Source organism: Brucella sp. NBRC 12953 (genome assembly GCF_040369775.1).
Lineage (GTDB): Bacteria > Pseudomonadota > Alphaproteobacteria > Rhizobiales > Rhizobiaceae > Brucella > Brucella pseudogrignonensis.
Genome location: NZ_BAABSV010000004.1, coordinates 508,831 through 535,571, shown reverse-complemented (window position 1 = coordinate 535,571; position 26,741 = coordinate 508,831). Strand labels below are relative to the sequence as shown.

Genomic DNA, 26,741 nt, shown 5'->3' with positions numbered 1-26,741 from the left:
TGTTTTTAGTTAAGTTTTACAATTACCCTGGGAATGGCTACCCAGAGTTTCAGGCCCGATCGGGTTTTATTTTATATTCATAATCCAGGGGGAATTCACCCAAACATCATTTAGGTCGCGGCCGCCGGCCGCCGCAATCAACAAAATAAATTATATAAATTCACTTATAGGAAAATAGTCCTAGTCAACCCCATTGAGGGGTTGACTGATTTTTGAAAGTTTTGATCAGAGCATCGTAATGATTGAATAGCGGAATTAGTTCATTATAGCCTAATTTAACTATAATATCACCAGTTTTTTTCAGTAAATTACCATAATATTCAAGTTCAGATTCATTATATTTCATTCAATACAGTTAACTTGCCAAAGGTTCCTTCAGGTTGGGCAGTTGCTGTACTCCTACAATATTTATTTTGCCGAATATACTATCATTTGCATGAAAAAGCCTATCAAATGCATTTTGGCTATTGACCGGGTGCATTTGATAGGCTCTATTTTGTTTAAGTTATTGTAAAGGCTTAGTTTTTCCAATCAGCTTCTAAAAGCTTCATGTAGTCCAGAATGTCATTTAATGGGTATCCGCTGCCATAATGCGCGCCCATTGACCCGTCTTTATGCCCCATCAGGTAGTTTTGCAGCTCAGGTGGAAGCCTATGTTTTCTCATTCTATCCTTGAATGTGTGCCTCAGGCTGTAGATGCCATGAGCTTCTGTTTCACTCAGGTTATGCAGCTTGAGGTATTTGTTCACATTGGCTGAAAAATTGTCTGCACCTGTCGGATGAGTGTGAGAGGGGAAGCCTTGTGGATATTTTTTGAAGGCAATAAGGCTTTGGCCAACCAGCGGAATTTCTCGACCTCTGTGGCCCGTTTTAAGCTTCCTGAACTTGTTTGGCCTGATCTTTATATGAGGAACGCCATGGTCCAAACAAATGTCTTCAGGAGCCAGCCCACAAATTTCCTTTAGGCCGCCTCCTGTATCCATAATGGCATAGAGAATATGTAAGGATTCATCATTGAGGGATGAGAATGGAGAGTTTTTGAGCCACTTTTCTTTGAGGAACTCGATAGAGTAGGCTGGGCGGGCTGCCTTTTCCTCCTTTAGATGTATTTTGTAGAAAGGGTTGTCTTGCTTGAGGCCATTTTGTTCCAGATAGAAAGTGATGATCTTTCTCACATGCATAATCTGCTTGTTGGCAGTACCAGCCTCCATCTCCTCGGCCTCAACCCAGCCAACCAGATGTGATCTGTAGGCAAGGGCAAGTTGTCTTGAAACCTGTGTGAATGGTATACTTTTGCCAAAGAAGTCATTGGCTCTGTTGACTGCAAGGAGCACAGGAGCTTTTTTCTTTGAAACCTCTCTAGGGTTTAAGCCAATCAATTTATCTCTGGTGTGCTCATTATAGAAATCCAGAACATCATCCAGCGTTGGCTGATCAGGTGCCATTCCAAATAGGGCTTGGATGGAAATTGGATCCGGGTTTTGCTGCTTGCTTGCAATGATCAGCCTTTCGGCAAAGGCGGCCAAATCGCTCTCCTGGATCAACTGCTCCTTCGACCTGTATTGAATACCCAGATTTGCACTGATTGATTTAAGGTTTTCCAAAGGCTCGATTTCAGTGCTGGTGATGCTTTTGCCTGCCTTGAGGCGGTCCAGCAATTTTTCATAGTGAGCATGGAGCTGGCCATATTTTTCTATGACCTGATTGTGGTTCTTGCACTTCAATGAGGCCTTGAATTCAGAAAGGCCACCCGCCAGTTCTTTATACTGAGCAGGGATTCGCCTTCTGTAGAGGTAATTGCCTTTGCCTCTTTCAAACAGGTACTGAGCTTCAAATCCAGGAATCAGAGCTTTTTTCATAAGCACATGCGTACCGGCTTGTGTACCAAAAGTACATGCTAAGTCATTGATTTTAAGAAAAACAAGCGCTTAAGAGCGGCTTATGGCGGAGAGAGCGGGATTCGAACCCGCGATACGGTTCCCCGTATACACACTTTCCAGGCGTGCGCCTTCAACCACTCGGCCACCTCTCCGTCTATTGCTATTGTGATATCGTCTGATGATCAGAACTAACGCAAGCAAGGAAGGGCTTTCAAATCAGGTATTGGTTGACTACCAAAAAAGCCCCTGCGGCGCGCAATATAGCCAGAATGGGCTGATGTTCAACTCTTATTTGGCTTTTCCGCATTAAAATCTTCCAGCCTGTGAGAAGCTTTTTGTAACCCCTGTAACTCATTGTTATTAAATGGATAATTTTTGCGTGATTGGTGGGTAATTTCTGCACTTTGGGCTTAACCCGGTGCCATGCTATAATTAAGGTGCTGCAAAGATATAGTCAGGATAAAGTGTCGGGCAGATTTCCATGGCGCTGCATCTGAAGAAACAGGACAAGAATCGTGATCCGTTTTGTTTTGCGTGGTTTCGCGGTCATTTCTTTGGCGCTTGGCGTCATATTTGCGATTCTGGACGGAGCGCGCTCGGTGGGGGCCTCAGCTTTTGTCACCAAGCCGCTTTTGGATATATGGGCGAGAGCAGCCCCTGAAAGCCTGGGGGATGCAGAAGCTTATGTGACGCACTATATATCGTCAGGAGTGTGGAACGGGATCTTCGTTCCTGTCCTCGAACAGCCGGGCTGGGTCTTGTTCGGTGTGTTGGCGCTACTGTTTTACGTCGCTGGCCATCGCCGCGAGAAACGTTTTTTACAATTCACCGCGCGGTAAACGGTTTAGCTTCGGCTTCTACGCTCTATGAATTTGTTTGTTCGTGTTGTGTAAGGTTTCCCGCCTTTCATGACATGCATAAGGAGGTGTTAGATGGGTTTTCTGGACAGCTATCGCAAGAAAATTGAAATGCCTTCCCAATCGGATGCCTTGCCGGGCAGGGCAGCGCCAATTCCGACCGCTCAAGCGCATTTTGTTTCAGGGCATTCGCTGAAGGGGCCATGGCCGGAAGGTCTGAAACAAGTCATGTTCGGCATGGGGTGTTTCTGGGGCGCAGAGCGGCTTTTCTGGCAGGTGCCGGGTGTCTATGTGACAGCCGTTGGCTATGCGGGCGGAATCACACCCAATCCAACCTATGAGGAAACCTGCACGGGTCTTACAGGCCATGCCGAGGTTGTTCTTGTGGTTTACGATCCAAAGGTTGTGAGCCTTGATGAACTGCTGACGCTGTTCTGGGAAGAGCATGATCCGACGCAGGGTATGCGACAGGGCAATGATATCGGCACAACATATCGCTCGGTGATCTACACCTTTGACGAGGCGGATCGCGAAGCGGTTGAGAAGAGCCGAGATGCATATCAGTCTGCGCTGTCTGGGCGTGGTCTCGGCCCGATTACAACGGAAATCGCTGATGCTCCGGTATTCTATTATGCGGAGGATTATCATCAGCAGTATCTGGCCAAGAACCCGAATGGCTATTGCGGCTTGCGCGGAACGGGCGTTAGTTGCCCGATACCAGCAGCATCATAAAAGCAAAAAATCGCGCGGTTAACTCCGCGCGATTTTCTTATTCAGGATCAACATACCTTCATCGTCACCGGTCAGCTCTTCAAAATCATTCCAGGCGATTTTACGATAAAGGTCAGGCTTGTCGGTATAGAGATAGGCTTCACTATAGCCGAGCTCCTGGGCTGCCGCTTCAATTGAAGCCATGAGTGCCTTCGCAACACCCCGCCCGCGGAATTCTGGTGCAACAAGCAGGCTTGCAACCCACGGCTTGAGGTGAGGGTGGCTGTCGAGATCGTTATGGATCAACAGGACAAAACCCGCGAGTTCGCCATTCCACAAGGCTGCACGAACGGCCTGACCATCGGTTGCATGGACAAGTTCGTGCATTCCGTCAATGATCTGGTCTTCAGTTGCGCCTGAAAGATAGCCCCACTCTTTGTGGTTCCATTTGGCGCAGGTGGCGGCGAGATCGTTGTGGTCGTCCAGTTTGATGATTTCAATCATGATATTACCAGTGTGGAGGTTTGGTGACGGGCACGTCAGGTGCCGTCTGTTCTTCCAGCAGAAGAAAACGATCGGTGAGAGCTGTCAGTTTCTTGTTCAGTTGATCAACGGTTTTCCATTGTTCGGCCAAGACAGATGATAGCTCTTCAATGGTCTTTTCCTGTTCGGCGACCCGAATTTCGAGTTCTGTCAGGCGAGCGTCGGTGGACATGAGCGCTGTTCCGTTTTTGCTGATCATCAGATGATAAAAAATCCGCGCTGACGGCTCAATAACAATTATCGAGCAGTCAGAACGCGGATCAATCTGTCTCTTATCGTATGGTTTGAAACTTACTTCGTACCATACATGCGGTCACCGGCATCGCCGAGGCCAGGGATGATATAGCCCTTTTCATCAAGGCTATCATCGATAGAGGCGGTGAAGACGTCAACATCAGGGTGAGCCGCAGTGAAGCGTTCAATGCCTTCCGGTGCTGCCAGCAGGCAGAGGAACTTGATGTTGGTTGCGCCGCGTTCCTTCAGCTTGTCGATGGCTGCAATGGCGGAGTGGCCGGTTGCAAGCATTGGATCGACCACGATGATGAGGCGGTTGACGATATCTTCCGGAGCTTTGAAGTAATATTCGATTGGCTGCAGCGTATCGTGATCGCGATAAAGACCTATATGCGCCACGCGAGCGGCCGGAACCAGATCCAGCATACCTTCCAGCAGGCCGTTACCGGCGCGCAGGATGGAGGCGAAGACCAGCTTCTTGCCTTCAAGCGTTGGTGCTTCCATTGGCATCATCGGTGTTTCGATCTGCATGGTGGTCAGTTCGAGATCGCGGGTCACTTCATAGCAAAGCAGCAGCGAAATCTCTTTCAGCAAACGCCGGAAGCTGGCGGTTGAAGTTTCGCGCTTGCGCATGATGGTGAGCTTGTGCTGGACAAGCGGATGGCTGACGACATTAACGCCCATGATTTTTCCACTTTTCTTGTTATCGTTTTTCACTTTAACGGCGAATGATGCCGGAGAAAACGCGTGGCAGGCGCACACGCACAGTTTTATCTGTCTTTGACCATTTTCAGCACTTGCGCAAGTCTGGTGGTTTGAATTTGCCGTGTGAATCTTGGCTGACCACCAGCTTATGCGCGCTAACTGCCGGAAATTAATCACCAGATCACAAAAGGGGTATCGGCCTGCGGTCTGTGCTTGTATCGTCCGGCACAAGCTTTATATGCATCAGGCAAACGGAAAACGGAGATCGGCTTCGTTTCGCACATGAACCGGCAGGTGAGTTATGGGCCAGCAGACAGGCAATGCAGACCGCGTGGGCGCACATGGTGGCATGGAGCATTCGTTCGGCTTCAAGGCAGTGGACGAAAGCGAAAAGCAGGGGCTGGTCAATGACGTTTTCCATAAGGTTGCCAAGCGTTACGATGTGATGAACGATCTCATGTCGGCTGGTATGCACCGCGTCTGGAAAGATGCGATGATCAGCTGGCTGGCTCCATCCAAGCGTCCGGGCTGGACTTCGCTCGATGTTGCAGGTGGTACGGGCGATATTGCATTCCGCATTGTTGAAGCGTCCGGGCGTCAGGCCCATGTAACCATTCTCGATATCAACGGCTCGATGCTCGGTGTCGGTCGCGAGCGCGCGATCAAGAAGGGTCTTGCTGAGAACCTCGAATTTGTTGAAGCCAGTGCGGAAGAGCTGCCGTTTGAAGATGAAAGCTTCGATGCCTACACGATTTCATTCGGCATCCGTAACGTCCCGCATATCGACAAGGCGCTGTCTGAAGCCTATCGCGTGCTGAAGCCGGGCGGTCGTTTCATGTGCCTCGAGTTCTCGGAAGTTGAACTGCCGCTGCTTGATAAGATTTATGACCAGTGGTCTTTCAACGCCATTCCCCAGATTGGCAAGATGATCACGGGTGATGCTGATTCCTACAGCTATCTGGTTGAATCGATCCGCAAGTTCCCAAAGCAGGAAGACTTTGCGCGCATGATCCGCGAAGCGGGTTTTGAGCGTGTGAGCTATCGCAATTTCACGGGTGGAATTGCAGCGCTTCATTCAGGCTGGAAGCTCTGAGTCTGATATGAGCAATATTTCTGCTGCCATACGGTTGATGCGTGCTGGCTGGATCATGGCGCGCGAAGGCGTGTTGAGTTCACTGCCTGTTGATGATGCTGCAGGCCTGCCTGCGCTGGGGCACAAGTTTGCCAAAGTGCTTGCGCGCAAGCGTGCGAAAGATGCGCCTCGCTCTGAACGCATTTCGCGTGCGATGAACAAGCTTGGCCCTTCCTATGTGAAGCTCGGCCAGTTTCTTGCCACGCGCCCGGATATTGTCGGCAAGGATGTTGCCGCTGATCTGGAGCTGTTGCAGGACCGGCTCGACTTCTTCCCGCAGGCGGAGGCTGTTTCGGCAGTCGAGAATTCTCTCGGTCGCAAGATTGATGATCTTTATGTGAGTTTTGATGCGCCGATTGCGGCTGCATCTATGGCGCAGGTCCATCCCGCCTATGTGATGAAGGATGGCGCACCGCACAAGGTTGCCGTCAAGGTTATCCGTCCGGGTGTCCGCCAGCGTTTTGCGCGCGATCTTGAAAGCTTTTTCATGGTCGCCCGTATGCAGGAGCGGCATGTGCCTTTCACGCGCCGCTTGCGGCCTGTTGAGATGGTTGAAACGCTTCAGCAGACAACGCGCATCGAAATGGATCTGCGGCTTGAAGCGGCGGCACTTTCCGAGATCGCCGAGAACATCAAGGATGATGAAGGTTTCCGCGTTCCCGATGTTGACTGGGAGCGGACGGGCCGCGATGTCCTGACGCTCGAATGGATCGATGGCATCAAGATGTCGGATATAGGGGCGTTGAATGCAGCAGGCTTCGACCTCAAGAAGCTCGCTGAAACGCTGATCCAGTCTTTCCTGCGTCATACACTGCGCGACGGTTTTTTCCATGCCGACATGCATCCGGGTAATCTGTTCGTCGATCCGAAAGGTACTATAGTCGCCGTTGATTTCGGCATTACCGGACGGCTCAACAAGGATCAGCGGCGCTTTCTCGCAGAAATTCTTTATGGCTTCATCACACGCGATTATCTGCGCGTTGCGGAAGTGCATTTTGAAGCCGGTTATGTTCCGCACAAGCACGATGTGGCGAGTTTTGCGCAGGCAATCCGCGCGATTGGTGAGCCTATCCATGGACAGCCAGCCGAAACCATTTCAATGGCAAAGCTGCTCACGCTTCTGTTTGAGGTGACTGAGCTGTTCGACATGGAAACACGGCCTGAGCTTCTGATGCTTCAGAAGACGATGGTGGTGGTGGAAGGTGTTTCGCGCACGCTCGATCCGCATTTCAACATGTGGAAAGCTGCCGAGCCGGTTGTGGGTGCATGGATTCGCAAGAATCTCGGACCGCAGGGCATGTTGCTGGATGCCAAGGACAGCGCCTATGCGCTGCTCCATTTCACCCGCAAGACGCCTGAGCTGGTAGCAAGAATGGATCGCGCTTCCGTGGCGCTTGACGAGATGGCTGCAAATGGTCTGCGCTTTGACGACGCGACTGCAGAAGCCATTGGTAGAGCCGAGGCGCGGCACTCGCGCTGGGGACGCATTGCGCAGATAGTGATTGCAATTTCATTGGCTGCGATAGCGATTAAGCTCTATATCGAGCTTTAGCTTCACCATAATTCATCTGTTTGTTGATTATTCAACAAAATAGTGATTTCATTGATTGCATCAGTATTAGACCGGTGCAATCAAATGGCCAGTATTACAATCCGCAATCTTGATGACGCCGCAAAAGAGCGGCTTCGCGTAAGAGCCGCTCAAAACGGGCGCTCCATGGAGGAAGAAGCAAGGCTTCTGCTTGGCGGTTTTGAAGAGACGAAGCCGGTAGCCGCTGCTTTGTCGCCGATTGCCGGTTCATTGCGCGATAAGCGTATTCTTCTCATCATCAGCGGCGGGATTGCAGCTTATAAAACACCGGACCTCATTCGGCGTTTGAAAGAACGTGGCGCGCGTGTTCGCACGGTCCTGACTGCTGGAGCCCAGCAATTTGTGACGCCGCTGACCATCGGCACTGTGTCCGCCGATCATGTGTTTACGGATCTTTTTTCCCGCGAGGACGAACAGGATGTCGGCCATATCCGCCTTGCGCGTGACGCCGATCTGATTGTTGTGGCACCTGCAACGGCCGGGCTTATGGCCAAGATGGCCACTGGCATTACCGATGATCTGGCCAGTGCCGTGCTTCTCGCCCGCAAGGTTCCGTTGCTGATTGCACCTGCCATGAACCCTGCCATGTGGGACAATGCCGCGACCCGGCGTAACCGCCTGACATTGGAAAAGGATGGCGTTCATTTCATTGGGCCTGAAAAGGGCGAGATGGCGGAAAGTGGAGAGGCGGGCACAGGTCGCATGAGCGAACCGCTGACAATTGTCGCGGCAATTGAAAACCTGCTTGCGCCACAGGCAAGGCCGCTTTCAGGTAAAGTGATCGTCATGACATCCGGCCCGACGCATGAACCGATTGATCCGGTGCGCTATATTGCCAACCGTTCCTCGGGCAAGCAGGGCCATGCCATCGCTGCGGCCCTAGCACATCTGGGCGCCACGGTGCATCTGGTCTCCGGTCCTGTCACGATCGCTGATCCGCAGGGTGTCAACGTCACCCATGTTGAAACCGCGCGGGAAATGCAGGCGGCGGTCGAAAGCCATCTTCCCGCTGATGCGGCTGTGATGGTTGCAGCCGTTGCCGACTGGCGGACAGCTAATGCAGCCGATCAGAAGATCAAGAAACAGCCGGGCGAGGGCGCACCAACGCTCAGCATGGTTGAGAACCCGGATATTCTGGCCGGTGTTGGTCATAGTGAGAAGCGTCCCGGTCTTGTGGTGGGCTTTGCTGCGGAAACGCAGGACGTGCTCGCCAATGCCAGCCGCAAGCTCGACAAGAAAGGTGCCGACTGGATCGTTGCCAATGATGTGTCTGGCGATGTGATGGGCGGCGATCGCAACCGTGTGCGTGTTTTGAGCCGCGCAGGCATCGAAGAATGGCCGGAAATGAGCAAGGAGCAAGTTGCTGAAAAGCTTGCAGAAAAAATTGCAGCCGCACTTCTCGAAATAAAAAGCTGATTTTTTTTATGCGGGGCATGTCACATTCCGATGCAGCTATCTCGTCTTGATGATGAACGACCCATACGGGTCAACATCCAGGAGAAGAGATCATGGAACTAAGACTTGCCCCTTACACTTTCGCACCGCAGATCATGCAGGCAATGGTGGAGCTGGAAAAGCGCGTTGCGGCATCCGGACTTGAATATAGCCTTTATGAGCTGGTGAAAATCCGCGCTTCGCAGATCAATGGCTGCGCCTATTGCATCTATATGCATACGGCTGACGCGCGGAAGGCTGGCGAAACTGAAGAGCGCCTCTATCTGGTTGCTGCATGGCGTGAATCACCGCTTTATACTGCGCGGGAGCGGGCGGCACTTGGCTGGACCGAGGCGCTGACCCTGTTGGCACAGACGGGCGCACCGGATAAGGATTTTGATGCTTTGAAAGCGCATTTCTCAGACGAAGAGATCGTCAATCTGACTATGCTGATTACCACCATCAATGCGTGGAACCGCATTGCAGTGGGCCTGCGTCTCGTTCATCCGGTTAAAGCCGATGCAGCTGCCGCTTGAGCCAAATATCAATGATGCGGGTGTGTTCGAGACCTTGCGGCCTCGGCTCACCCGCATTGCCTATCGTATGGTGGGCACCCATGCCGAAGCCGAAGACATTGTGCAGGATGCATGGCTGCGCTGGAGTGCTGCGGATCGTGCAACCATCCGTGAGCCGCAGGGCTGGCTCACGCGTGTGGTCAGCCGTCTTGCGCTCGATCATCTGAAATCTGCACGCGTACGACGTGAAACCTATCCCGGAACATGGCTGCCTGAGCCACTTGTCGAGGATGAAGAAGACCGCAGCGACGATATCACACTGACATTGATGCTGGCGCTTGACCGACTGTCGCCGCGGGAGCGGGCAGCTTTTCTTTTGCATGACGTGTTCGATATGGGCTTTGAGGAGGTCGGGCGTGTGCTTGATCGCGATGCTGTGGCCTGTCGCCAGCTGGCGAGCCGCGCGCGCAGCCATGTTCGACAGGAGAAGTCGCGGCTTTCGATGCCTGAGGATCGCGGACGCACGATTGCGGAGGCTTTCTTTCAGGCGTCCCGCAGTGGTGACATGACGGCGCTGAAAGGTCTGCTGGCTGAAGATGCTGTGATGTATTCCGACGGTGGTGGTATCCGCAATGCAGCGCTCAACCCGATATATGGGCGTGAAAAGATCATGCGCTTTTATGACGGTATTGCGCGTAAGAACGATGGGCTCGTGCCTGCCATCAATCATTTTGCGCTGTTTGATGGCTTACCCGGCCATATGAGCCTTGAGGCGGATGGCCTGCCGCAAGTGGCTGCGGTGGAGATCGAAGACGGATTGATCCGGGGGGTCTATCTCATCCGCAATCCTGACAAGCTCAGCCATTTGCGGAGAATGTTTTAGAGCGCATCCCGAAAAGTGTGAAACGGTTTTCGGGATGCGCTCTAAAAGAATTCATCCAAGAGGCGATAAAAAGCGATCTTCTTTTCGTCTATTACAGGCCCGTTATAGAGAGCGAGGAATGGCATTACCCATTCTTTGCCGAGATTATATTCAACACTCCAGCAAGCCAGCGCCAAGTCCTGATGACGGTCGGCAAGACCCAGCCTTCCACAGTCGATGAAGCCCGTGAAATTGCCATTAGCGGCCATGAAATTGGGTAGGCAAGCATCGCCGTGGGTGATGACGACATCTTCGCTTGCCGGTTTAAGGCTGCAGAGTTCCGCGAACAGATCTTCAGCCGTTTGTCCTGCACGTTCGTCATCGAAATCATCTTCATCAACCGCACCTGCCAAAACACGTTTGCGGGCGTCTTCAATGCGAATATCGACCCGATGATCAAACGGGCATGATCTGGGATCAATATCATGCAACGATTTCAGCGCTGCTGCGAGAATTTCGATGATGCGCTGGGGTGCAAGACAATCTGCAGCAGATGCGAGGTCGTGGCCTTCCAGCCGTGTCATGAGCAGATAGCTTTGATCAGGCTCCTGAACAAAGCTCATGATAGCAGGGCAGGCTATGTTTTGCTGACTGAGCCAGGTCAACCGGGCCGCTTCATCGGCAAGCTCGCCGACAGGGCTTGCGGGCTCAATCTTTAAAACGAGCGGGGCTTTTTCCGGGTGCTCCAGAAGAAGAACATTGGCCGTGGATCGGCCAATGCCATCCTGCTGACTGCGATAGCCTGCCAGAGAATGCGCAAGTGCATCGGGCAGATTGAGAGCAGCCAGAACAGGGTCGTCCATTGTTTCTCCGTGAAATCAGGCCTTGTCGCGGACCTGATAGTCCTTGATCGTGGCAAAGCGGATCGCCTTCCAACGCTCGGCTTCGTAGTTGAGCGAGAAGCCATTCTGCGCGAGAAATACCGGATCATTGTCAAGATCGTGTGCGATATCAGCGCGATGCGAGGCAATGAAGCGGTCGAGTTCTGCAGGTTCATCCGCTGTGATCCAGCGGCAAATCGAGAAGCGCGACATTTCAAAGCCGACAGGCAGAGAATATTCGATCTTGAGACGTTCGGTCAGAACGTCGATCTGCAGCGCGCCAACCACCCCGACAATCGCCGGTGAACCATCATCCGGCACGAAGAGCTGTACGACGCCTTCTTCTGCCATCTGCTGAAGCGCTTCACGCAGCTTCTTCGCCTTCATCGCATCATCAAGACGGACGCGGCGCAGAATTTCCGGAGCGAAGTTAGGCACGCCACGGAACAGAATGTCTTCACCCTCGGTCAGCGTGTCACCGATGCGCAATGTGCCATGGTTCGGGATGCCGACAACATCGCCCGCGAATGCTTCGTCTGCGATCTGGCGGGAGCGTGCAAAGAAGAACTGGGGCGCAGACAGGCTCATCGGTTTGCCGGTACGTACCAGCTTGGCCTTCATGCCGCGTGAAAGCTTGCCGGAGCAGACGCGCAGGAAGGCAATACGGTCGCGGTGGTTCGGGTCCATATTGGCCTGAATCTTGAACACGAAGCCGGTCATTTTGTCTTCGGTCGCGCCAACCATGCGGCTATCTGCCTGCTGGTCGCGTGGGCTAGGGCCGAAGTCGCAGAAGGCTTCGATCAGATCGCGCACGCCATAGTTTTTGAGTGCTGAACCGAAATAAACCGGTGTCATATGGCCTTCGCGGAAGGATGCGAGGTCAAACGGGCGGCAGACGCCGCGCGCAAGTTCGACGCTTTCAATCCATGCTTCGCGTTCGTTTTCAGGCAGAAGCTTCGCTGCTTCTTCCGGTCCGCTGACCTTGGTGGGCTGCTCTTCGGCATCCTTCTGGCGCACAGTGTTGCTGTGCAGATCATAAGTGCCGGCAAAGCTTTTGCCCGAACCGATTGGCCAGGTGATCGGTGCTGTATCAAGCGCCAGCTTTTCTTCGATCTCGTCAAGAATTTCGAGTGGATCGCGTGCTTCGCGGTCCATCTTGTTGACGAAGGTCACGATTGGAATATCGCGCATACGGCAGACTTCAAACAGCTTCAGCGTCCGTGGCTCGATACCTTTTGCGGCGTCGATGACCATGACGGCGGAATCCACAGCGGTCAGCGTGCGATAGGTGTCGTCTGCGAAGTCCTCGTGCCCCGGTGTATCAAGCAGGTTGAAGATGCAGTCCTTATACTCAAAGGTCATCACGGAAGTGACAACCGAGATACCGCGGTCGCGTTCGATGTTCATCCAGTCCGAACGGGTCTGGATGCGATCCTTCTTGGCCTTCACTTCACCGGCAAGCTGGATGGCGCCACCGAACAGCAGAAGCTTTTCGGTTAGCGTGGTTTTACCAGCATCCGGGTGCGCGATGATCGCGAAGGTACGGCGCTTTGAAACAGGATGATCAGCGGGCATGAAGAAACTCGTAATGGCGAAGTGATGGCTGCGCGAAACGCGCGCTGCGAAGATGTTGCGCTGCATCTAGCAGTCATTGGCCAAAATCTCAACAAGCCCGGTGTTTGAAATGAAAAAGCGGCGTGAGGCACGCCGCTTCGCAAATTTGCTGTTTATGATTCTAGCGCTTGATGCCGAGGCCGAATGCAATGAACGACCAACCCTGGAAGATCAGATCGATTGCCAAAAACAGGCCCAGAATGAACAGGCTGTTGACCGGCCACTGCATTGCAATGACGAGACCTGCGAGAGCGGTGATAACGCCCGCTGCAACAATCCAGCCCCAGCCTGCTGCCGGCTTTGACTTGAAGCCCATCCAGATGCGGAAGAAGCCGGAGCCCAGAAGAGCGGCTGCAAGCAGGAAGGTCAGCACCCCGGCGGCGAGAATTGGATTGACGAAGGCGACAATGCCTGCGGCTGCATAGAGCAAACCACTCAGCAGCCAGAAGAAGAAGCTGCCCCAGGTCTTCACGCCGAAGGCATGAATGATTTCGATGATCCCTGCGACCAGCATCATGATGCCGACATAGTAGACGGAGACGACCGTCGCGAGAACCAGATTGCCGAAAGCAATACCGCCGAGGATCAGCAGCGCGACGCCGAGAGCGACGAACCAGCCCCATTTTGATGAGACCTCGGTTGGAAGGGTAGGACGATTAAAGTCATTCTGTGCTGTTGCCATAAGATGTCCCTCAATTTTCATTCCCGATCAGCAATATAAGCCAAACTGAAGATTTGGCCAGAGATGGATCCGAGGCTTGAACTCGCCCAAAAATCTCCTGTTGGTGTAAGAGCCAGAACACGGTATGTCTTTGCAGTAAAAACTTTTTTTGGCTTAAAGTCAGTTTGATGTTTGATCTGGTTTCGCACTATTGGCCGCATATCCTGGCTGTTCTGTCGATCGTTCTGGGAGCGATTGCAGCTATCCACGCGACAATGACCAAGGATGAGGTGCGGACCGCGCTCGGCTGGGTTGGCGTGATTGTGCTTTCGCCAATCGTCGGTGCGGTTGTCTATGCGCTGGCAGGTGTGAACCGTATCCGGCGCAGCACCCTCGGACATCAGCGCGATAATATGGGCAATATTGCGCTTTATCATTTATCGCATTTCGACACGACCAATGATCTCGTGCGCGCGGCCTTCGGACGTCAGTTCGGGGCGATGAAAATTCTTGGCGACACTGTCAGCCTTTATGATTTTACCAGCGGCAACAGCATAGAAATGCTGGAAACCGGTGATGAAGCCTATGCGGCAATGCTGGATGCTATCGGCAAAGCTGAACGCAGCATCATGCTTGAAACCTATATTTTTGACCGTGATGCAATCGGCCAGCAATTTGCCGATGCGCTGGGTGATGCCGTCAAGCGTGGTGTCGAAGTTCGTGTATTGGTGGATGCTGTCGGCGCGCGCTATTCCATTCCCAGCATCGTTAATCTGCTGAAGGAAAATGGTGTGGCTGTTGATGTGTTCAACGGCAATATCATTATGGGTCTGCGTCTGCCTTATGCAAACCTGCGCACCCACCGTAAAATCCTGATCGTTGATGGCAAGCTGGCCTTTACCGGCGGCATGAATATTCGTGCAGGCTTTGTAAAAGCTATCGCTGGCGATGCGGTTGCGTTTGACACGCATTTCCGCGTCGAAGGTCCGGCGATTGCCGATCTCTTCCATGTCGCATCGGAAGACTGGCGTTTTGCAACAGGCGAATTGCTGACCGGTGACGCCTGGAGCATTGCAGCACCCAAAGATCCGCCGGGAACCGGCAAGCTCATCCGCGTGGTCGGCTCGGGGCCAGATAAGAACATTGAAACCAATCATCGCATGATGATGGGCGCCTTCTCGATTGCGCAGGAGCACATCCTGATCATGTCGCCTTATCTCCTGCCAGACCGCGAACTTATCAGTGCGCTGGTCACTGCTGCCCGGCGTGGTGTGTCGGTTGATGTGGTGGTTCCGGGGGTCAATAATCTCAAGCTGGTGGATCGCGCCATGCGCGCGCAATTCGATCAGTTGCTGAAAGGTGGCTGTCGTATCTGGCGGGCAGGGGGCGCGTTCAATCACTCCAAGCTGATGACGATTGACGGTGCGTGGTCCTATGTCGGCTCATCCAATCTTGACGCCCGTTCGCTGCGGTTAAATTTTGAGGTCGATCTCGAAATTCTGGATCGCGAGATTGCGCTGAAAGTCGAAGAACGTATCGGCAAGGTGATCGACAGCAGCCGGGAAGTGAACCTAACCCGTCTCAAAAACCGCCCGTTCTACGAACGACTGATCGACCGTATCATCTGGCTCGGATCGCCTTATCTTTAAGGCTTTTTAGCTGCCTGAACTTGAGTTGCTGGTCAGCAGTGAAGGATTGAATTCTTCGAGGACCTGCGCTGCGGTTTTAAGATCGAGATGCGCCTTGATCGGAAGATGGTCAGAAGCCATACGCGCCAGCGGTGTGTTGTGAACCTCGACAGCCGTTACCAGATTATGCGGCGTTCCAAGAACGCGATCCAGCGCAAATACCGGAAAGCGGGATGGAAAGCTGGGTACTGCAGTTGATACATGATTGAACACCGGCATGAGCGATGCGAGTGAGGATCGTTTGCCGATACGCCATTCATTGAGGTCGCCGATCAGCAGCGTCGGCAGGGTGTCGGCTTCCTGCAATGCGGAAAGAATGCTTTCCGCTTGCTGTTCGCGGGAGCGCTTCAAAAGCCCCAGATGTGCTGCGATTACGCGCAGAGGGCCGGATGCGAATTGCAGGTCGGCAACCAGTGCGCCGCGCGGCTCTACCCCTGGCAAAGCAAGCTGGCGCACATTGCGCACAACACCTTCGCGAAACAGCAAAACATTGCCGTGCCAGCCATGGCCTTTGGGCATTGTCGATGTGATCGGTACGGGAACAAGGCCGTGGCGGCGCTCAAGCAGGCCTAAGTCCAGCAGGCCGGATCGCTCGCCGAAACGCTTGTCTGCTTCCTGCAGAGCGATCACATCGGCATCGATTTCGCTGATAACGTCGGCTGTGCGCTGGGGGTCGAAGATCTTGTCCACACCAATGCATTTATGGACATTGTAGGAGGCGATCACGATGTCGCCGTCTGCAACATTGGTATGCAGTGGTCGGAAGCCGGGCCGATTACGGATAGCCGTCAATATTTTTGTAGAAATTCGACCCGGTGTTTTCTTTTTCTTCACCCGCCGCTACCTCGTGCCGTTTTGGATATCCTTTTAAATAGGTCATTTTGCGGTTTGAACAGTAGTGTTGGATCACAGATTGCTGACAAGATTGTTTTCAGTTCAGCTCATCGCGTGATGAAACGGATTACCCGGTCAACAAGTCCAGTATAGGGTGGCTTGATCAGGTCCGTTGCTGCAGGCGTATATTTGGTCAGGACTGGCATGGCTTTCGAGAAGGTCAGGAAGCCATCTTTGCCGTGGTAATGCCCCATGCCGCTATGGCCAACGCCACCAAACGGCAGATTTCCGCATGCAAAATGATAGAGCGTGTCATTGATGCAGACACCGCCTGCAACGACCTGAGAAAGCACCGTCTCGATTTCAGCTGTGTTGTCGTTGAAGCAATAAAGCGCCAGTGGCCGCTCATGATTGAGAACATAAGCGATTGCCTCATCAATTGAGCGATAGCTTATAATCGGAAGCAGGGGGCCGAAAATCTCTTCGCGCATGATCGCGCTGGTCGGACCGGGCTCCAGAATTGCTGCGGGCGTCATCAGCCGTGGGTGGCTTTGTGCAGTCGGTGCATCCATCAGTGGAACGATTGCTTCGCTGTCATCCTCTGCATCGTGCAACAACGAGGACAGGCGCGCATATTGCGCATCATTGATGATCGTCGTGCGGTCGCTTTGCGCTGATCCCTCGCCATATCGCTTGCGAGTTTCTTCGCGCAGCAAGGTTACGAAGGCATCGCGTTTGCTTTGGTGGATCAGCACATAGTCCGGCGCGATACAGGTTTGACCCGCGTTGAAATATTTGCCTGTAGCAATGGAGCTTGCCGCACGTTTGAGACTGGCTCCTTCACCGATAATGGCAGGCGATTTGCCACCCAGCTCCAGAGTTACGGGTGTGAGGTTTTCGGCTGCCGCTTTCATGATTTTGCGACCAACGGCAGTCGAGCCAGTGAAGAACAGGTGGTCGAAAGGCAGCGATGAAAATTCAGCGGAAAGATGCGCATCGCCAAGTACCACCGTTGCCCGATCATCAGGAAAGACGTCGGCAATCAGTTTGCGCAGAAATTCTGATGTGTGTGGTGTATGCTCGGACGGTTTCAGAAAGACATGGTTGCCAGCGGCGACCGCTGCCACCAGCGGCGCCAGCGCAAGATTGACCGGGTAATTCCACGGCGAAATAATACCAACCACGCCAAGAGGTACAAAACGAAGCTCGGCTTTGGCGGGCCACAGTTTCCAGCCTGCGGTTCGGCGTTGTGGCTTCATCCAGCGTTTCAGGTGATGCAGCGCGTGATCGATTTCGGCGAAAACGACGCTGGCTTCGCCCAACAAGGTTTCATGTGTCGAGCGATTGCCAAAGTCGGCATTGATGGCTTGTGCCATCTCCTCAAGACGCTCATGGAGAGTTCTACGCAGATTACGCAGATCATCTATGCGTTGCTCATAAGCTGGTCGATCATCCAGCCAGCTTTGTCGCAAACGCTTTAATGTCGCCTGCAATTGGTATTGTGGCGAAGCAGGCTGATCAGCGCTCATAGGCAAAACTCTCTGTTGAGCGCGCGAAAAGGAACTGCGCCACATAATAGGTGGTGAGAACCCAGAGGCCCGCGAGCGGAATAGGCGTGTGAAAACGATTGAATGCGAGCAGCGTATCACTGACCATGAAGAAAATGCCGCCCGCAGCGGCAAGCCATGCGGCATAGCGCAATGCGGTGTCGGGGCTTGTCGAAAGCGCACGGCTAAAGGCCTGAGCCGCCATAATGCCAATTGCTGACGCATAAATGGCAACGGGGATTTTCATGGCTGACGGCAATTTGCCCCACAGACCCACAATGATCGAAATTGCGAGCACTGCAAAGATCAGGCAGGCGAGTTTGCTTTCTGCAAAGCGCGTCTTTCGGCACAGTGCATAGATGTAAATGCAATGAGTTATGAGAAAGCAAATCAGACCAGTGAGAAAATATTCACCGGGAAGCATCAGGAAAAAGTCGCCAGCGGCAGCAAATGCAAGCCCAAGCGCGATTGCAAATCCGTATGTTTTGGAGTTGAGACGAGGGGCGTTCAGAATTGCGAAAAGCAGAAGCAGTGTCGCGGTTGGTTTGGTTAGATAATGAACCCAGCGCCAGAACGGAATCTCCCCATTCTGGCTCAATACGCTGCTCAGGATCGCGCAGATCGCGCTCACTAGAAACAACCGATAAAACAGGCCGTTTCTGCCAAAATCCAGCAAGCCCTTATGGCGCATTCTTCTCCCCCTTTTGCTTCGTCCCAGGCTTGATATGATTATTGTTTTTGAGCCTGTAAATCCCACTATTGTTTTGTCTGTTCTGCCTCACGCCGACGTTTGCGCCCCAACCGCTCTGCGCGCGTAGAGAGTTCGGCATTGCCTTCAAGATCGGACTGCAGAATAAGCCCATGCTCGCGGAGCCAGCGGATCATCTCCCCAAACTCAAGGTCATAGGCAGGTTGCTCCATCTGATTTGTCCTTCAAATCGCAATTCTTGAATGAAGGATGCGCGGAGTTCTCGCATGTGGCAAGGCCCAAAGCATTGCGAGATTACGAAGCCATTGTTCGTTAACCATTTATTAACCAATCACGCTCACTATGGCGTTATAGCTGTTGTCGTGACTGCGGATGTACCAGCACTGATGACAGCGTAAAAAAGGCCGGGCAATTTGCCGGCCTTTTTCATTTTATGACTGTAGCCACGCGCGCGGCGTAGCCCCAATTCCTTACATGGACTGTGAAGTTGCCGAGCGGCTAGGTGCGTCCGACCTGTTGTTGCCCCAGTCGCGTGTCTTGTTGTCCGTCGACTGACATCCCGCTGCTGCCACAGCAATAAGCATTACAGCGATGAGGGAGAGTGTCTGCTTCTTCATATTTTCATTTCCTATGGTTTTCGAACTCAAGCGTTCGGGAAACCCACCCGTTGGGAGGGACGCCGGAAAGCTCGTCAGTTAAGTGAAAAGACTGCGGTTTCGAAATGCTCTATCGAAGAACAAATCGCTTCCATTCATGTGCCATATACGGCCATGGATTTCATCCAAACCCACCCGATGCGTGGTCTATTTTGAAACCGTTGATTTTCAGTTTCATTCTGGTTTGGAGTAGCTCAGATCACGCTTATGTGTTTGCGCAATGAGATGTGATTTCGGTCTTTGCCGAACCGTTTGGTGCTTGGCTCAATGGTCAAACACAGGCAACAAAAAAGCCCGCTTGCGCGGGCTTTTTGGGGTGCTTCTGGACCTTGGTAGTGGTCTGAAGACTTGGAAATGGTGCCCAGAAGAGGACTCGAACCTCCACGCCCTTGCGAGCGCCAGCACCTGAAGCTGGTGCGTCTACCAATTCCGCCATCTGGGCGACGAGGACCGATCTAAGGGGTCGGCCTGTCTCTGTCAATCACGATTTCGCAGTTCAATCAGCTTTTTTTCACATTCCTGTCGTGAAGGCTGAAAAAGGCCAGGGAACCGAGATGAAAACAGAGATCAGGCGCGGTGCATCATTGCGCCCGCGCCCGAAAAATCATTATGCAGAAAGCACTTCCTTGGAAGCGACGGTCGAATCGGCGTTCAGCTTGTAGATGATTGGCACGCCGGTATTGAGTTCCTGCTTGAGAATCTCTTCCGGTGTCAGGCCATCGAGCGCCATGATGAGCGCGCGCAGCGAATTGCCGTGGGCTGCAACCAGGATGGTTTCGCCACGCAGCACATGCGGCTGGATGGTGTGCAGGTAATAAGGCCAGACGCGCGCGCCGGTATCCTTCAGGCTTTCGCCGCCTGGAGGAGGGACGTCGTAAGAACGGCGCCAGATGTGAACCTGCTCTTCGCCCCACTTTTCGCGTGCGTCGTCTTTATTAAGGCCGGAAAGATCGCCGTAATCGCGTTCGTTCAAAGCCTGATCGCGGATCGTTTCAAGATCGGACTGGCCGAGCTCGTCAAGAATGTGCTGGCATGTGACCTGCGCGCGCGACAGACCCGAAGTATATGCGAGGTCAAACTTGAGGCCAGCGGCCTTCAAACGCTGACCCGCAGCCTTGGCTTCGGCATGGCCCTGTTCGGTAAGGCCTGGATCGCGCCAGCCGGTAAAAAGGTTCTTCAGATTCCATTCGCTTTGGCCGTGGCGGACCAGGACGAGGGTACGAGACATCGCAGCACTCCGTTGGGATAATTGTTAGTTAGTTGTTAAGTCCGAGAACATCGAGCATGGAATAAAGGCCGGGTTTCTTTCCATGTGCCCAAAGAGCGGCTTTCACCGCGCCGCGCGCAAAGATTGTGCGGTCCTGAGCATGATGGGTGAGGGTGATGCGCTCGCCTTCGCCAGCAAAAATCACTTCATGGTCACCGATAACCGAGCCGCCGCGCAGGGTTGCAAAGCCGATTGTGCCCTGCTCACGCGGGCCGGTGTGACCGTTGCGCACGCGCACGCTCTTTTCTGCGAGATTGATCGCGCGACCTTGCGCTGCGGCTTCACCAAGCAGAAGGGCGGTGCCGGAAGGCGCGTCAACCTTGTGCTTGTGGTGCATTTCGAGGATTTCGATGTCGAAATCTTCAGGGCCGAGCGCCTGCGCTGCTTTCTTAATGAGACCGGACAGCAAATTGACGCCAAGGCTCATATTGCCGGACTTGACGATTGTGGCATGGCGCGCTGCGGCGCGGATTTTTTCTTCGTCTTCGACCGAAAGGCCCGTGGTGCCAATAATATGCGCGATGCGTGCCTGCGCTGCGAGGCCTGCATAGTTGAGCGTTGTCGCCGGCGTGGTGAAGTCGAGCACGCCTCGCGCCTTTGCAAAAACTGGCAGTGGATCGTCGGTAATCGCGACACCGAGATTGCCCACGCCTGCCACTTCGCCCGCATCTTTGCCCAGAAAGGGCGAGCCAGGACGCGCAATGGCGCCAGTGAGACGTGCTCCGTCAATTGCGTGGATGGCGCGGATGAGAGCCTGTCCCATTCGGCCATTTGCGCCCACAACAACGAGCCCGATTTCTGCACTATCAGCCATTGGATTTTTCCTCAGTAACGGTGTTCCCGATCAGTATGTCGCCCTTGCCGCTCTGAAGCTGGTAGAAGCGGGCATAGACACCATTCGGTATCGTGATGAGATCGTTATGACGACCTTCTTCAACCACATGACCTGCTTCCATGACAACGATGCGGTCGGCATTGACGACGGTGGAAAGGCGGTGCGCAATGACGATGGTCGTGCGCTCCTGCATGATGTGATCAAGCGCCTGCTGCACGCGTTTTTCTGACTCATTGTCGAGTGCGGATGTTGCTTCATCGAGCAGCAATACGGGAGCATTACGCACAATTGCACGGGCAATCGAAAGGCGCTGCCGCTGACCGCCTGAGAGAGTAACACCGTTTTCACCGACAGGTGTATCGTAGCCCTGTGGTTGCTGGAGAATGAATTCATGCGCGTTGGCAAGCTCTGCCGCCTTGATGATTTCTTCCTGCGTTGCATCCGGACGTCCATAGCGGATGTTGTCGGCAATCGTTCCTTCAAACAGGTAAGGCTGTTGCGAAACATAGGCCACGGAGTGACGAAGCGATTCCTTTGTCACTTTGGCGATGTCCTGTCCGTCGAACAGAATCTGCCCACCGGTGACATCGTAGAACCGCTGCACGAGATTGATCAGTGTGGACTTGCCTGCACCCGAAGCGCCGACAATCGCTGTGGTTTCGCCCGCTTTGGCTGTAAAGCTCACACCGTGCAGAACGGGCGCGATGTCGCTGTAAGAGAAGCGAACGTCTTTGAAATCGATCTCGCCGGGGCCAGCCGTAAGCGCCTTGGCGTCAGGCGCATCGCCCTGATTGGGCTCAATATCCAGCACTTCATAGATCATGCGTGCATTAACGAGGGCGCGTTCAAGACCGACCTGCAGACGTGCCAGACGGCGTGCCGGATCATAGGCAAGAAGCAGAGCCGTGATGAAGGCGAACATCGCACCTGGAGGCTGCTGGTTGAGGATCGCATTATAGCCGCTATAGGCCAAAACGCCCGCGATAGCACAGCCCGCAAGAATTTCGGCAATAGGTGTCGTGCGTTCGGAAACGCGCGCGATCTTGTTGCTGCGGTTTTCAGCCTGATCGATCAGCGTGCTGATCTTGCCGCGGAGCTGATCTTCCATGGTGAAGGCTTTCACAATGGAAATGCCCTGCACAGTTTCCTGCATTGCGCCCAGAAGATGGGAATTGAGATGTACCAGATCGCGCGTGACGGACCGGATACGGCGCGAAATATAGGCAACCGCCAGCACGAGTGGCGGGCCTACGAGGAAGACAACCGTAGACATAAACGGATCGGTATAGAACATCATACCGATCAGCCCGATCAGCGCGACGAAATCGCGCGCGATCGACGTGATCGTCATGTTCAGAAGATCGCGGATGCCATTCACATTCTGATTGATCTGCGCTGCCAGATGGCCGGAGCGTGTATCATTATAGAAATCCAGCCCGAGCTTGAGCAGGTGATCGAAGATGCGCTTCTGATAGCGCGCGACCAGATTGTTGCCAATCTTGGCCAGCTCGACCGCCTGAACATAGCTTGAAAGTCCGCGAAGCACGAAAATTCCGAGGATGGCGCCGCAGATAACCCAGATTAGACCGATCTTCTGTTCATAGAAAATCTTGTCGATCATCGGCTTCATCAGATAAGCAAGCGCACCATTGGAAACGCCTACGATCAGCGAAGCAGCGATGGCAATCGCATAGCTCGCCTTATACTGGCTTCCGTTTTCCGATAGCATACGACGAATGACGCGGGTGGCTTCGCTCGGGTCGATCTTGTTTTTTTTCTTTTTGAATAGGCTCACGGGCAAAGTGCTTTTTATCTAGCAGCCGCTGGCTGTCGTTGATCATGCATTTTCGCGCGTCCTTTTGGACTGGAAACGACAAAAGGCTGCAATGAGTGTTTTCATTGCAGCGCTTCTATAGCGTTATCTTTGTCGCTTGACCATGCCTGAGAAAGCGAAGCCGCTTAGCTGACGCGCCAGCGGCGGCCATCGGTGGCAACCTCAAACCGCATCGGAGTACGTGCGAAAGCCGAAAGACCGCTGAGGGCTGCCAGCGGATGAACGACGACGCGCACAGGAATATCGCGCATGAAATGCGTATGCGGGGCCTTGTCTTCAAAGGCTGCGCGGAACGACCCTGCCTGCAGCGCAGACATGATGCGCTGGGGAATGCCGCCTGAAAGATAGACGCCGCCATGTGCCTTGAAGATGAGGGCCAAATCGCCGGCAATGCGGCCCAGATAGGTCACGAAGAGTTCAAGCGTCTCGACAGCCTGAGGATTGCTGCCATCAAGACCCGCTGCAGTGATATCGGGTGGCGTGTCTAGAACGGGTGTCACCTTATCGGCAGCGCAGATTGCGAGATAAAGATTACGCAGACCGCGTCCGCAGAGGATCTGTTCGGCCGCTACACGGCCTTCGATGGTTTCGATATGCGGGAAGACCTGATAGTCACGCTCGCTGCGCGGGCCGATGTCGATATGGCCACCTTCACCGGGAACGGGAACCCATGCGGTTCTGGTGCGCACAAGACCTGCAACGCCTAAGCCCGTTCCAGGGCCGAGCACGACGCGTGTGGCAACGACTTCTTCTTCGCTTCCGCCAATCTGATGCAGATATTCTTTTTCGATTGAAACAACGGCAAGTGCCTGGGCTTCAAAATCATTGAGGACGGTTACGTCTTCAAATCCGAGATTGGCGATCAGCTGTTTCGGGCGGACAACCCAATCGCAATTGGTGAGATCAATCTCATCACCATCGACCGGGCCTGCAACAGCCAGAATAGCAGAACGGGGACGAATGGAAGTGTGGTTGAGCACCGTTTGTTCGATTGCATCGTCTATCGTTGCATAATCGGCGGTCTGGACGACCGGAAACTCTTTAGGCTCTGCATGAGAATCAACAAGAAGCGCAAAGCGCGCATTGGTTCCACCAATATCGCCGACGAGGACGGGAAACTTGAAACTCTGGTCAGCGTTAATCATGGTCTGCCTTGCTGCTTCGACTGTTCTTATTGTTTGCGGGCGTGTTCAGAGTGGCTCTATTAGTCCAGCACTTGCACCAGCTTTTCAGCCGTTGCCGGGTTCAGCGCCATCGGAATGTCATAGACGCTGCCCAGACGGGTGAGAGCCTTCACATCGACATCGTGAGGGAGCGGTGAGAGCGGATCGATGAAGAAAATCAAGGCCTGCACCGTGCCTTCCGCGATCATTGCGCCGATCTGCTGGTCGCCGCCAAGCGGGCCGCTTTTGACGCGATGGATATTCAGCGAAGGACAAGCCTCCTGAATGAGACCGCCAGTGGTGCCGGTGGCGACAATATCATAGTGAGACAAGGCTTTCTCATGCGTACGCGCAAAGGCGACCATCTCGTCCTTCTTCAGATCATGAGCGATCAGGGCAATGCGCAGACGTTCCGTCATGAGATTGATAACCTTGTCATTTGCGTTCTAAATCGTTTGAAACCTATAGCGACACCATAGGTCCGTGAAAAGCATGTTTTCTGACAGATGCTAGAGCGTGTCGCATTTTATAGTAGCCATTGCGCCCGCTCTATCTCTTTATTTCCACGCATGTCGTTATCGGAAAACCGGTTCCCACTTTTCCGCGACATGCGTTAATTGGCACCATAGATAACATCTGCGATCGAATCCGGCGACGGGCCATTCAGCACGGCGGCACATGCCTTTGGCAAATCCGACACCATGACCGGCTTTGGCTTCTTCGGCGGCTCCTTAGATGGCTTTGCAGGCTTCCACGGTTCATCTGTAAACCACCATGCCAGCGACTTGTCGCAACCGTCACCCGCCGCCACTTTTGGCTGCGGCTTGCAATCGGGCGATCCCGGCTGGCAATGCAGTCGGACGTGGAAATGATAGAAATGGCCCCAGTATGGGCGCACTTTGCCAAGCCAGCTACGGTCTCCTGTTACGGTATCGCAAAGCTGTTTCTTGATGCCGGGATGTACGAAGATGCGTTCAACTTCCGGATAGCTGGCAGCGTGTTTGATGAGTGCTGTGCGCGCTGGCGTCCACTTCTGCGGATCGACGTAAAGCGAATCCTTCTTCAGCATGGATACAGCCGAGACGCTTTCACGCTCTGCATCGGTGAAGCGCTTCTTTGGCATCGGTGTCAGCCAGATATCGGCATCCAGTCCAACCTGATGCGAAGCATGACCTGTCAGCATTGGACCGCCGCGTGGCTGTGAAATGTCGCCGACCAGCAGGCCGGGCCACCCGTCTTTTGCGGCGTCGCGGGATAGTTTTTCCAGAAGGCCAATGGTGCGCGGATGCCCCCAGTTGCGATTGCGCGAAAGCCGCATGACCTGCCAGTTGGGGCCATCGATTGGGAGGGCAACGCCACCTGAAAGGCAGCCCTTGGCATAAAAGCCGATGGATTGCGGCGACTGCGCCAAAACCGGAAGTTTCTTGCTGCCGAATGCCTGCTTGGCAGGGGCATCCTGCGCCAAAGCTTGCGGGACAAAGTCTGGTGCGATCATTGTGGCAAGACAGGTTGCAAGAACAAGTCGCGACCAGAATTTCGAGCTGGATCTCTTTGCCATGGGCAATTTTCCATAAAACTTTTGCTCGAATCATTCGAGCTGATGGGCCGGATTATGCTTTGCGTTCGCCAGAACGGCAATCAACTACTCATTTTACGCAGCCTTCACCTCAAAACTGACGTCCACTTTTGGGGGCATGTGTTAGCGCCAATGATCATCCTGCCACATGGCCGAAAAGGCTGCTTTGTAATCAGGATAGATAAAATCATAGCCCAGAGCCTTGATGCGCAGGTTGGAGACGCGTTTGTTTTCGCCGTAGAATGAGCGTCCCATTGGCGTGAGGTCAGCCTGTTCAAATGGAATTTCCGGCGGGATGGCAACGCCCATCAACTCGGCAGCATAAGCGACGACATCCTGTGGCGGGGCGGGTTCGCTATCGGTGATGTTGAAGGCGCCACCACTATTGGTGCCTGCCAGAAAACGCAGGCTTCCGGCGATATCATCCACATGGATGCGGTTGAAGACCTGACCGTCCTTGATGATGCGCCGCGCGGTGCCGCGTTCAAGATTGACGAATGCATTGCGGCCCGGACCATAGATGCCCGACAGGCGCAAAAGTGCTACCGGTGTGCCATGGCGTTCGCTTAGTGCTTCCCATGCGCTTTCCGCTTCCACACGTTCAAGAGAGCGGCGCGATGTCGGGGCTAAAGGTGCTGTTTCATCAATCCAGTTGCCGTCATGATTTCCGTAAACACCTACCGTTGAGAGATAGCCGATCCAGCGAATGGTATTGCCGGGGCGGCGCAGAGCCTCCTCAACAATTGCAAGCGATGGATCGCCGCTTTCGCGCGGCGAAATCGAAATGACGACATGGGTTGATTTTGCAAGGCGGTCGATCAGATCAGGCGGGGCGGTTTCGCCGTCGAAGATGATCGGTGCGATGCCGGATTTTTCAAGGAGGGGGAATTTCTGCTCGTTGCGGGTGGTGCCATCGATGCGCTCTGCCTCTCCGGTCATCAGGCGGGAAAAGGCTCTCGCAGAATAACCGGCTCCAAACAGAAAAATGCGCATTCTAGCTATCCTCCAGAGC

The 26,741-nt window shown here is 53.6% G+C and carries 27 protein-coding genes and 2 tRNA genes; 8 read left to right on the top strand and 21 right to left on the bottom strand.

The genetic code is table 11. The features are described from left to right. Positions 1-518: 518 nt before the first annotated feature. The gene (locus ABWV94_RS12840; protein ID WP_353413738.1) at positions 519-1,859 is read right to left on the bottom strand and encodes a site-specific integrase; all 1,341 of its coding nucleotides are present in this window, start codon (positions 1,857-1,859) and stop codon (positions 519-521) included. Positions 1,860-1,942: 83 nt separating this feature from the next. Beyond that, positions 1,943-2,032, bottom strand: a tRNA-Ser gene (locus ABWV94_RS12835). Positions 2,033-2,395: 363 nt separating this feature from the next. On the opposite strand from ABWV94_RS12835, the gene ABWV94_RS12830 reads away from it, so the two are divergent. Together ABWV94_RS12830 and msrA are read left to right on the top strand one after the other, a co-directional pair. Beyond that, a complete protein-coding gene (locus tag ABWV94_RS12830) occupies positions 2,396-2,719 on the top strand; it encodes a hypothetical protein (RefSeq protein ID WP_079212239.1) in 324 nt (107 codons plus the stop codon). Between the two features lie 93 nt (positions 2,720-2,812). Further along, complete coding sequence (gene msrA, locus ABWV94_RS12825; RefSeq protein WP_113500175.1) at positions 2,813-3,469, top strand: peptide-methionine (S)-S-oxide reductase MsrA; 657 nt, start codon at positions 2,813-2,815, stop codon at positions 3,467-3,469. A gap of 18 nt (positions 3,470-3,487) precedes the next feature. Here msrA and ABWV94_RS12820 read toward each other — a convergent pair whose 3' ends face one another. From ABWV94_RS12820 to upp, 3 genes are all read right to left on the bottom strand, one after another. Continuing rightward, positions 3,488-3,952: a GNAT family N-acetyltransferase gene (locus tag ABWV94_RS12820; RefSeq protein ID WP_113500173.1), complete on the bottom strand. Its 465-nt coding sequence runs from the start codon at positions 3,950-3,952 to the stop codon at positions 3,488-3,490. Between the two features lie 4 nt (positions 3,953-3,956). Continuing rightward, a complete protein-coding gene (locus ABWV94_RS12815; RefSeq protein ID WP_007876475.1) occupies positions 3,957-4,163 on the bottom strand; it encodes a SlyX family protein in 207 nt (68 codons plus the stop codon). A gap of 119 nt (positions 4,164-4,282) precedes the next feature. Further along, a complete protein-coding gene (gene upp / locus ABWV94_RS12810) occupies positions 4,283-4,909 on the bottom strand; it encodes a uracil phosphoribosyltransferase (RefSeq protein ID WP_007876474.1) in 627 nt (208 codons plus the stop codon). Positions 4,910-5,231: 322 nt separating this feature from the next. Here upp and ubiE point away from each other — a divergent pair, with 322 nt between their 5' ends. The 5 genes from ubiE (at position 5,232) to ABWV94_RS12785 (ending at position 10,485) form a co-directional block, all read left to right on the top strand. Continuing rightward, entirely contained in the window at positions 5,232-6,023 is a 792-nt protein-coding gene (ubiE, locus tag ABWV94_RS12805) for a bifunctional demethylmenaquinone methyltransferase/2-methoxy-6-polyprenyl-1,4-benzoquinol methylase UbiE (RefSeq protein ID WP_113500171.1), read from the top strand. Between the two features lie 7 nt (positions 6,024-6,030). Next, positions 6,031-7,614 (top strand): 2-polyprenylphenol 6-hydroxylase, encoded by a 1,584-nt coding sequence (gene ubiB / locus ABWV94_RS12800; RefSeq protein ID WP_079212237.1) that lies wholly within the window; start codon positions 6,031-6,033, stop codon positions 7,612-7,614. A gap of 84 nt (positions 7,615-7,698) precedes the next feature. Further along, positions 7,699-9,069, top strand: a complete 1,371-nt coding sequence (gene coaBC / locus ABWV94_RS12795) for a bifunctional phosphopantothenoylcysteine decarboxylase/phosphopantothenate--cysteine ligase CoaBC (RefSeq protein WP_353413734.1) — start codon at positions 7,699-7,701, stop codon at positions 9,067-9,069. 92 nt (positions 9,070-9,161) lie between these two features. Continuing rightward, entirely contained in the window at positions 9,162-9,623 is a 462-nt protein-coding gene (locus ABWV94_RS12790; RefSeq protein WP_079212236.1) for a carboxymuconolactone decarboxylase family protein, read from the top strand. Continuing rightward, on the top strand, positions 9,607-10,485 hold the full coding sequence (locus tag ABWV94_RS12785) for a sigma-70 family RNA polymerase sigma factor (RefSeq protein ID WP_353413732.1): 879 nt from the start codon (positions 9,607-9,609) through the stop codon (positions 10,483-10,485). Before ABWV94_RS12790 ends, ABWV94_RS12785 begins: the two co-directional genes overlap by 17 nt. A gap of 41 nt (positions 10,486-10,526) precedes the next feature. Here the strand turns inward: ABWV94_RS12785 and ABWV94_RS12780 are convergent, their stop codons facing one another. The 3 genes from ABWV94_RS12780 to ABWV94_RS12770 all read right to left on the bottom strand — a co-directional run bounded on the left by ABWV94_RS12780 (position 10,527) and on the right by ABWV94_RS12770 (position 13,641). Further along, positions 10,527-11,327 carry an APH(3')-II family aminoglycoside O-phosphotransferase gene (locus ABWV94_RS12780; protein ID WP_064321004.1) on the bottom strand — a complete coding sequence of 267 codons (801 nt, stop codon included), beginning with the start codon at positions 11,325-11,327 and terminating at the stop codon, positions 10,527-10,529. Between the two features lie 15 nt (positions 11,328-11,342). Then, positions 11,343-12,920 (bottom strand): peptide chain release factor 3, encoded by a 1,578-nt coding sequence (locus tag ABWV94_RS12775; protein WP_007876460.1) that lies wholly within the window; start codon positions 12,918-12,920, stop codon positions 11,343-11,345. A 160-nt stretch (positions 12,921-13,080) separates the two neighbouring features. Then, complete coding sequence (locus tag ABWV94_RS12770; protein WP_064322452.1) at positions 13,081-13,641, bottom strand: HdeD family acid-resistance protein; 561 nt, start codon at positions 13,639-13,641, stop codon at positions 13,081-13,083. Positions 13,642-13,808: 167 nt separating this feature from the next. Between ABWV94_RS12770 and cls the strand changes: the two genes are divergently transcribed. Next, positions 13,809-15,269 carry a cardiolipin synthase gene (gene cls / locus ABWV94_RS12765; RefSeq protein WP_007876457.1) on the top strand — a complete coding sequence of 487 codons (1,461 nt, stop codon included), beginning with the start codon at positions 13,809-13,811 and terminating at the stop codon, positions 15,267-15,269. 6 nt (positions 15,270-15,275) lie between these two features. Here the strand turns inward: cls and ABWV94_RS12760 are convergent, their stop codons facing one another. From ABWV94_RS12760 to ABWV94_RS12700, 13 genes are all read right to left on the bottom strand, one after another. Continuing rightward, a complete protein-coding gene (locus ABWV94_RS12760) occupies positions 15,276-16,142 on the bottom strand; it encodes an endonuclease/exonuclease/phosphatase family protein (protein WP_079212233.1) in 867 nt (288 codons plus the stop codon). A 107-nt stretch (positions 16,143-16,249) separates the two neighbouring features. Further along, the gene (locus ABWV94_RS12755; RefSeq protein WP_353413729.1) at positions 16,250-17,671 is read right to left on the bottom strand and encodes a coniferyl aldehyde dehydrogenase; all 1,422 of its coding nucleotides are present in this window, start codon (positions 17,669-17,671) and stop codon (positions 16,250-16,252) included. Continuing rightward, on the bottom strand, positions 17,661-18,380 hold the full coding sequence (locus ABWV94_RS12750) for a lysoplasmalogenase (RefSeq protein ID WP_113500146.1): 720 nt from the start codon (positions 18,378-18,380) through the stop codon (positions 17,661-17,663). Before ABWV94_RS12750 ends, ABWV94_RS12755 begins: the two co-directional genes overlap by 11 nt. Before the next feature lie 65 nt (positions 18,381-18,445). Further along, positions 18,446-18,610, bottom strand: a complete 165-nt coding sequence (locus tag ABWV94_RS12745) for a hypothetical protein (protein WP_153222983.1) — start codon at positions 18,608-18,610, stop codon at positions 18,446-18,448. Between the two features lie 258 nt (positions 18,611-18,868). Next, entirely contained in the window at positions 18,869-19,015 is a 147-nt protein-coding gene (locus ABWV94_RS12740; RefSeq protein WP_153222981.1) for a hypothetical protein, read from the bottom strand. A gap of 394 nt (positions 19,016-19,409) precedes the next feature. Further along, positions 19,410-19,496 (bottom strand) — tRNA-Leu (locus ABWV94_RS12735). 165 nt (positions 19,497-19,661) lie between these two features. Continuing rightward, entirely contained in the window at positions 19,662-20,282 is a 621-nt protein-coding gene (locus ABWV94_RS12730) for a 2,3-bisphosphoglycerate-dependent phosphoglycerate mutase (RefSeq protein ID WP_064321000.1), read from the bottom strand. Between the two features lie 28 nt (positions 20,283-20,310). Next, positions 20,311-21,135 carry a 4-hydroxy-tetrahydrodipicolinate reductase gene (gene dapB / locus ABWV94_RS12725; RefSeq protein ID WP_353413726.1) on the bottom strand — a complete coding sequence of 275 codons (825 nt, stop codon included), beginning with the start codon at positions 21,133-21,135 and terminating at the stop codon, positions 20,311-20,313. Then, a complete protein-coding gene (locus tag ABWV94_RS12720; RefSeq protein ID WP_079212229.1) occupies positions 21,128-22,951 on the bottom strand; it encodes an ABC transporter ATP-binding protein in 1,824 nt (607 codons plus the stop codon). The genes dapB and ABWV94_RS12720 overlap by 8 nt, the downstream gene beginning before the upstream one ends. A gap of 164 nt (positions 22,952-23,115) precedes the next feature. Next, the gene (locus tag ABWV94_RS12715; RefSeq protein ID WP_007876441.1) at positions 23,116-24,135 is read right to left on the bottom strand and encodes a glucokinase; all 1,020 of its coding nucleotides are present in this window, start codon (positions 24,133-24,135) and stop codon (positions 23,116-23,118) included. Between the two features lie 59 nt (positions 24,136-24,194). After that, positions 24,195-24,572, bottom strand: a complete 378-nt coding sequence (locus ABWV94_RS12710; protein WP_112805460.1) for a methylglyoxal synthase — start codon at positions 24,570-24,572, stop codon at positions 24,195-24,197. 194 nt (positions 24,573-24,766) lie between these two features. Continuing rightward, complete coding sequence (gene mepA, locus ABWV94_RS12705; protein WP_007876437.1) at positions 24,767-25,711, bottom strand: penicillin-insensitive murein endopeptidase; 945 nt, start codon at positions 25,709-25,711, stop codon at positions 24,767-24,769. Positions 25,712-25,852: 141 nt separating this feature from the next. Then, positions 25,853-26,722 (bottom strand): SDR family oxidoreductase, encoded by an 870-nt coding sequence (locus tag ABWV94_RS12700; RefSeq protein WP_353413723.1) that lies wholly within the window; start codon positions 26,720-26,722, stop codon positions 25,853-25,855. Positions 26,723-26,741: the final 19 nt, after the last annotated feature.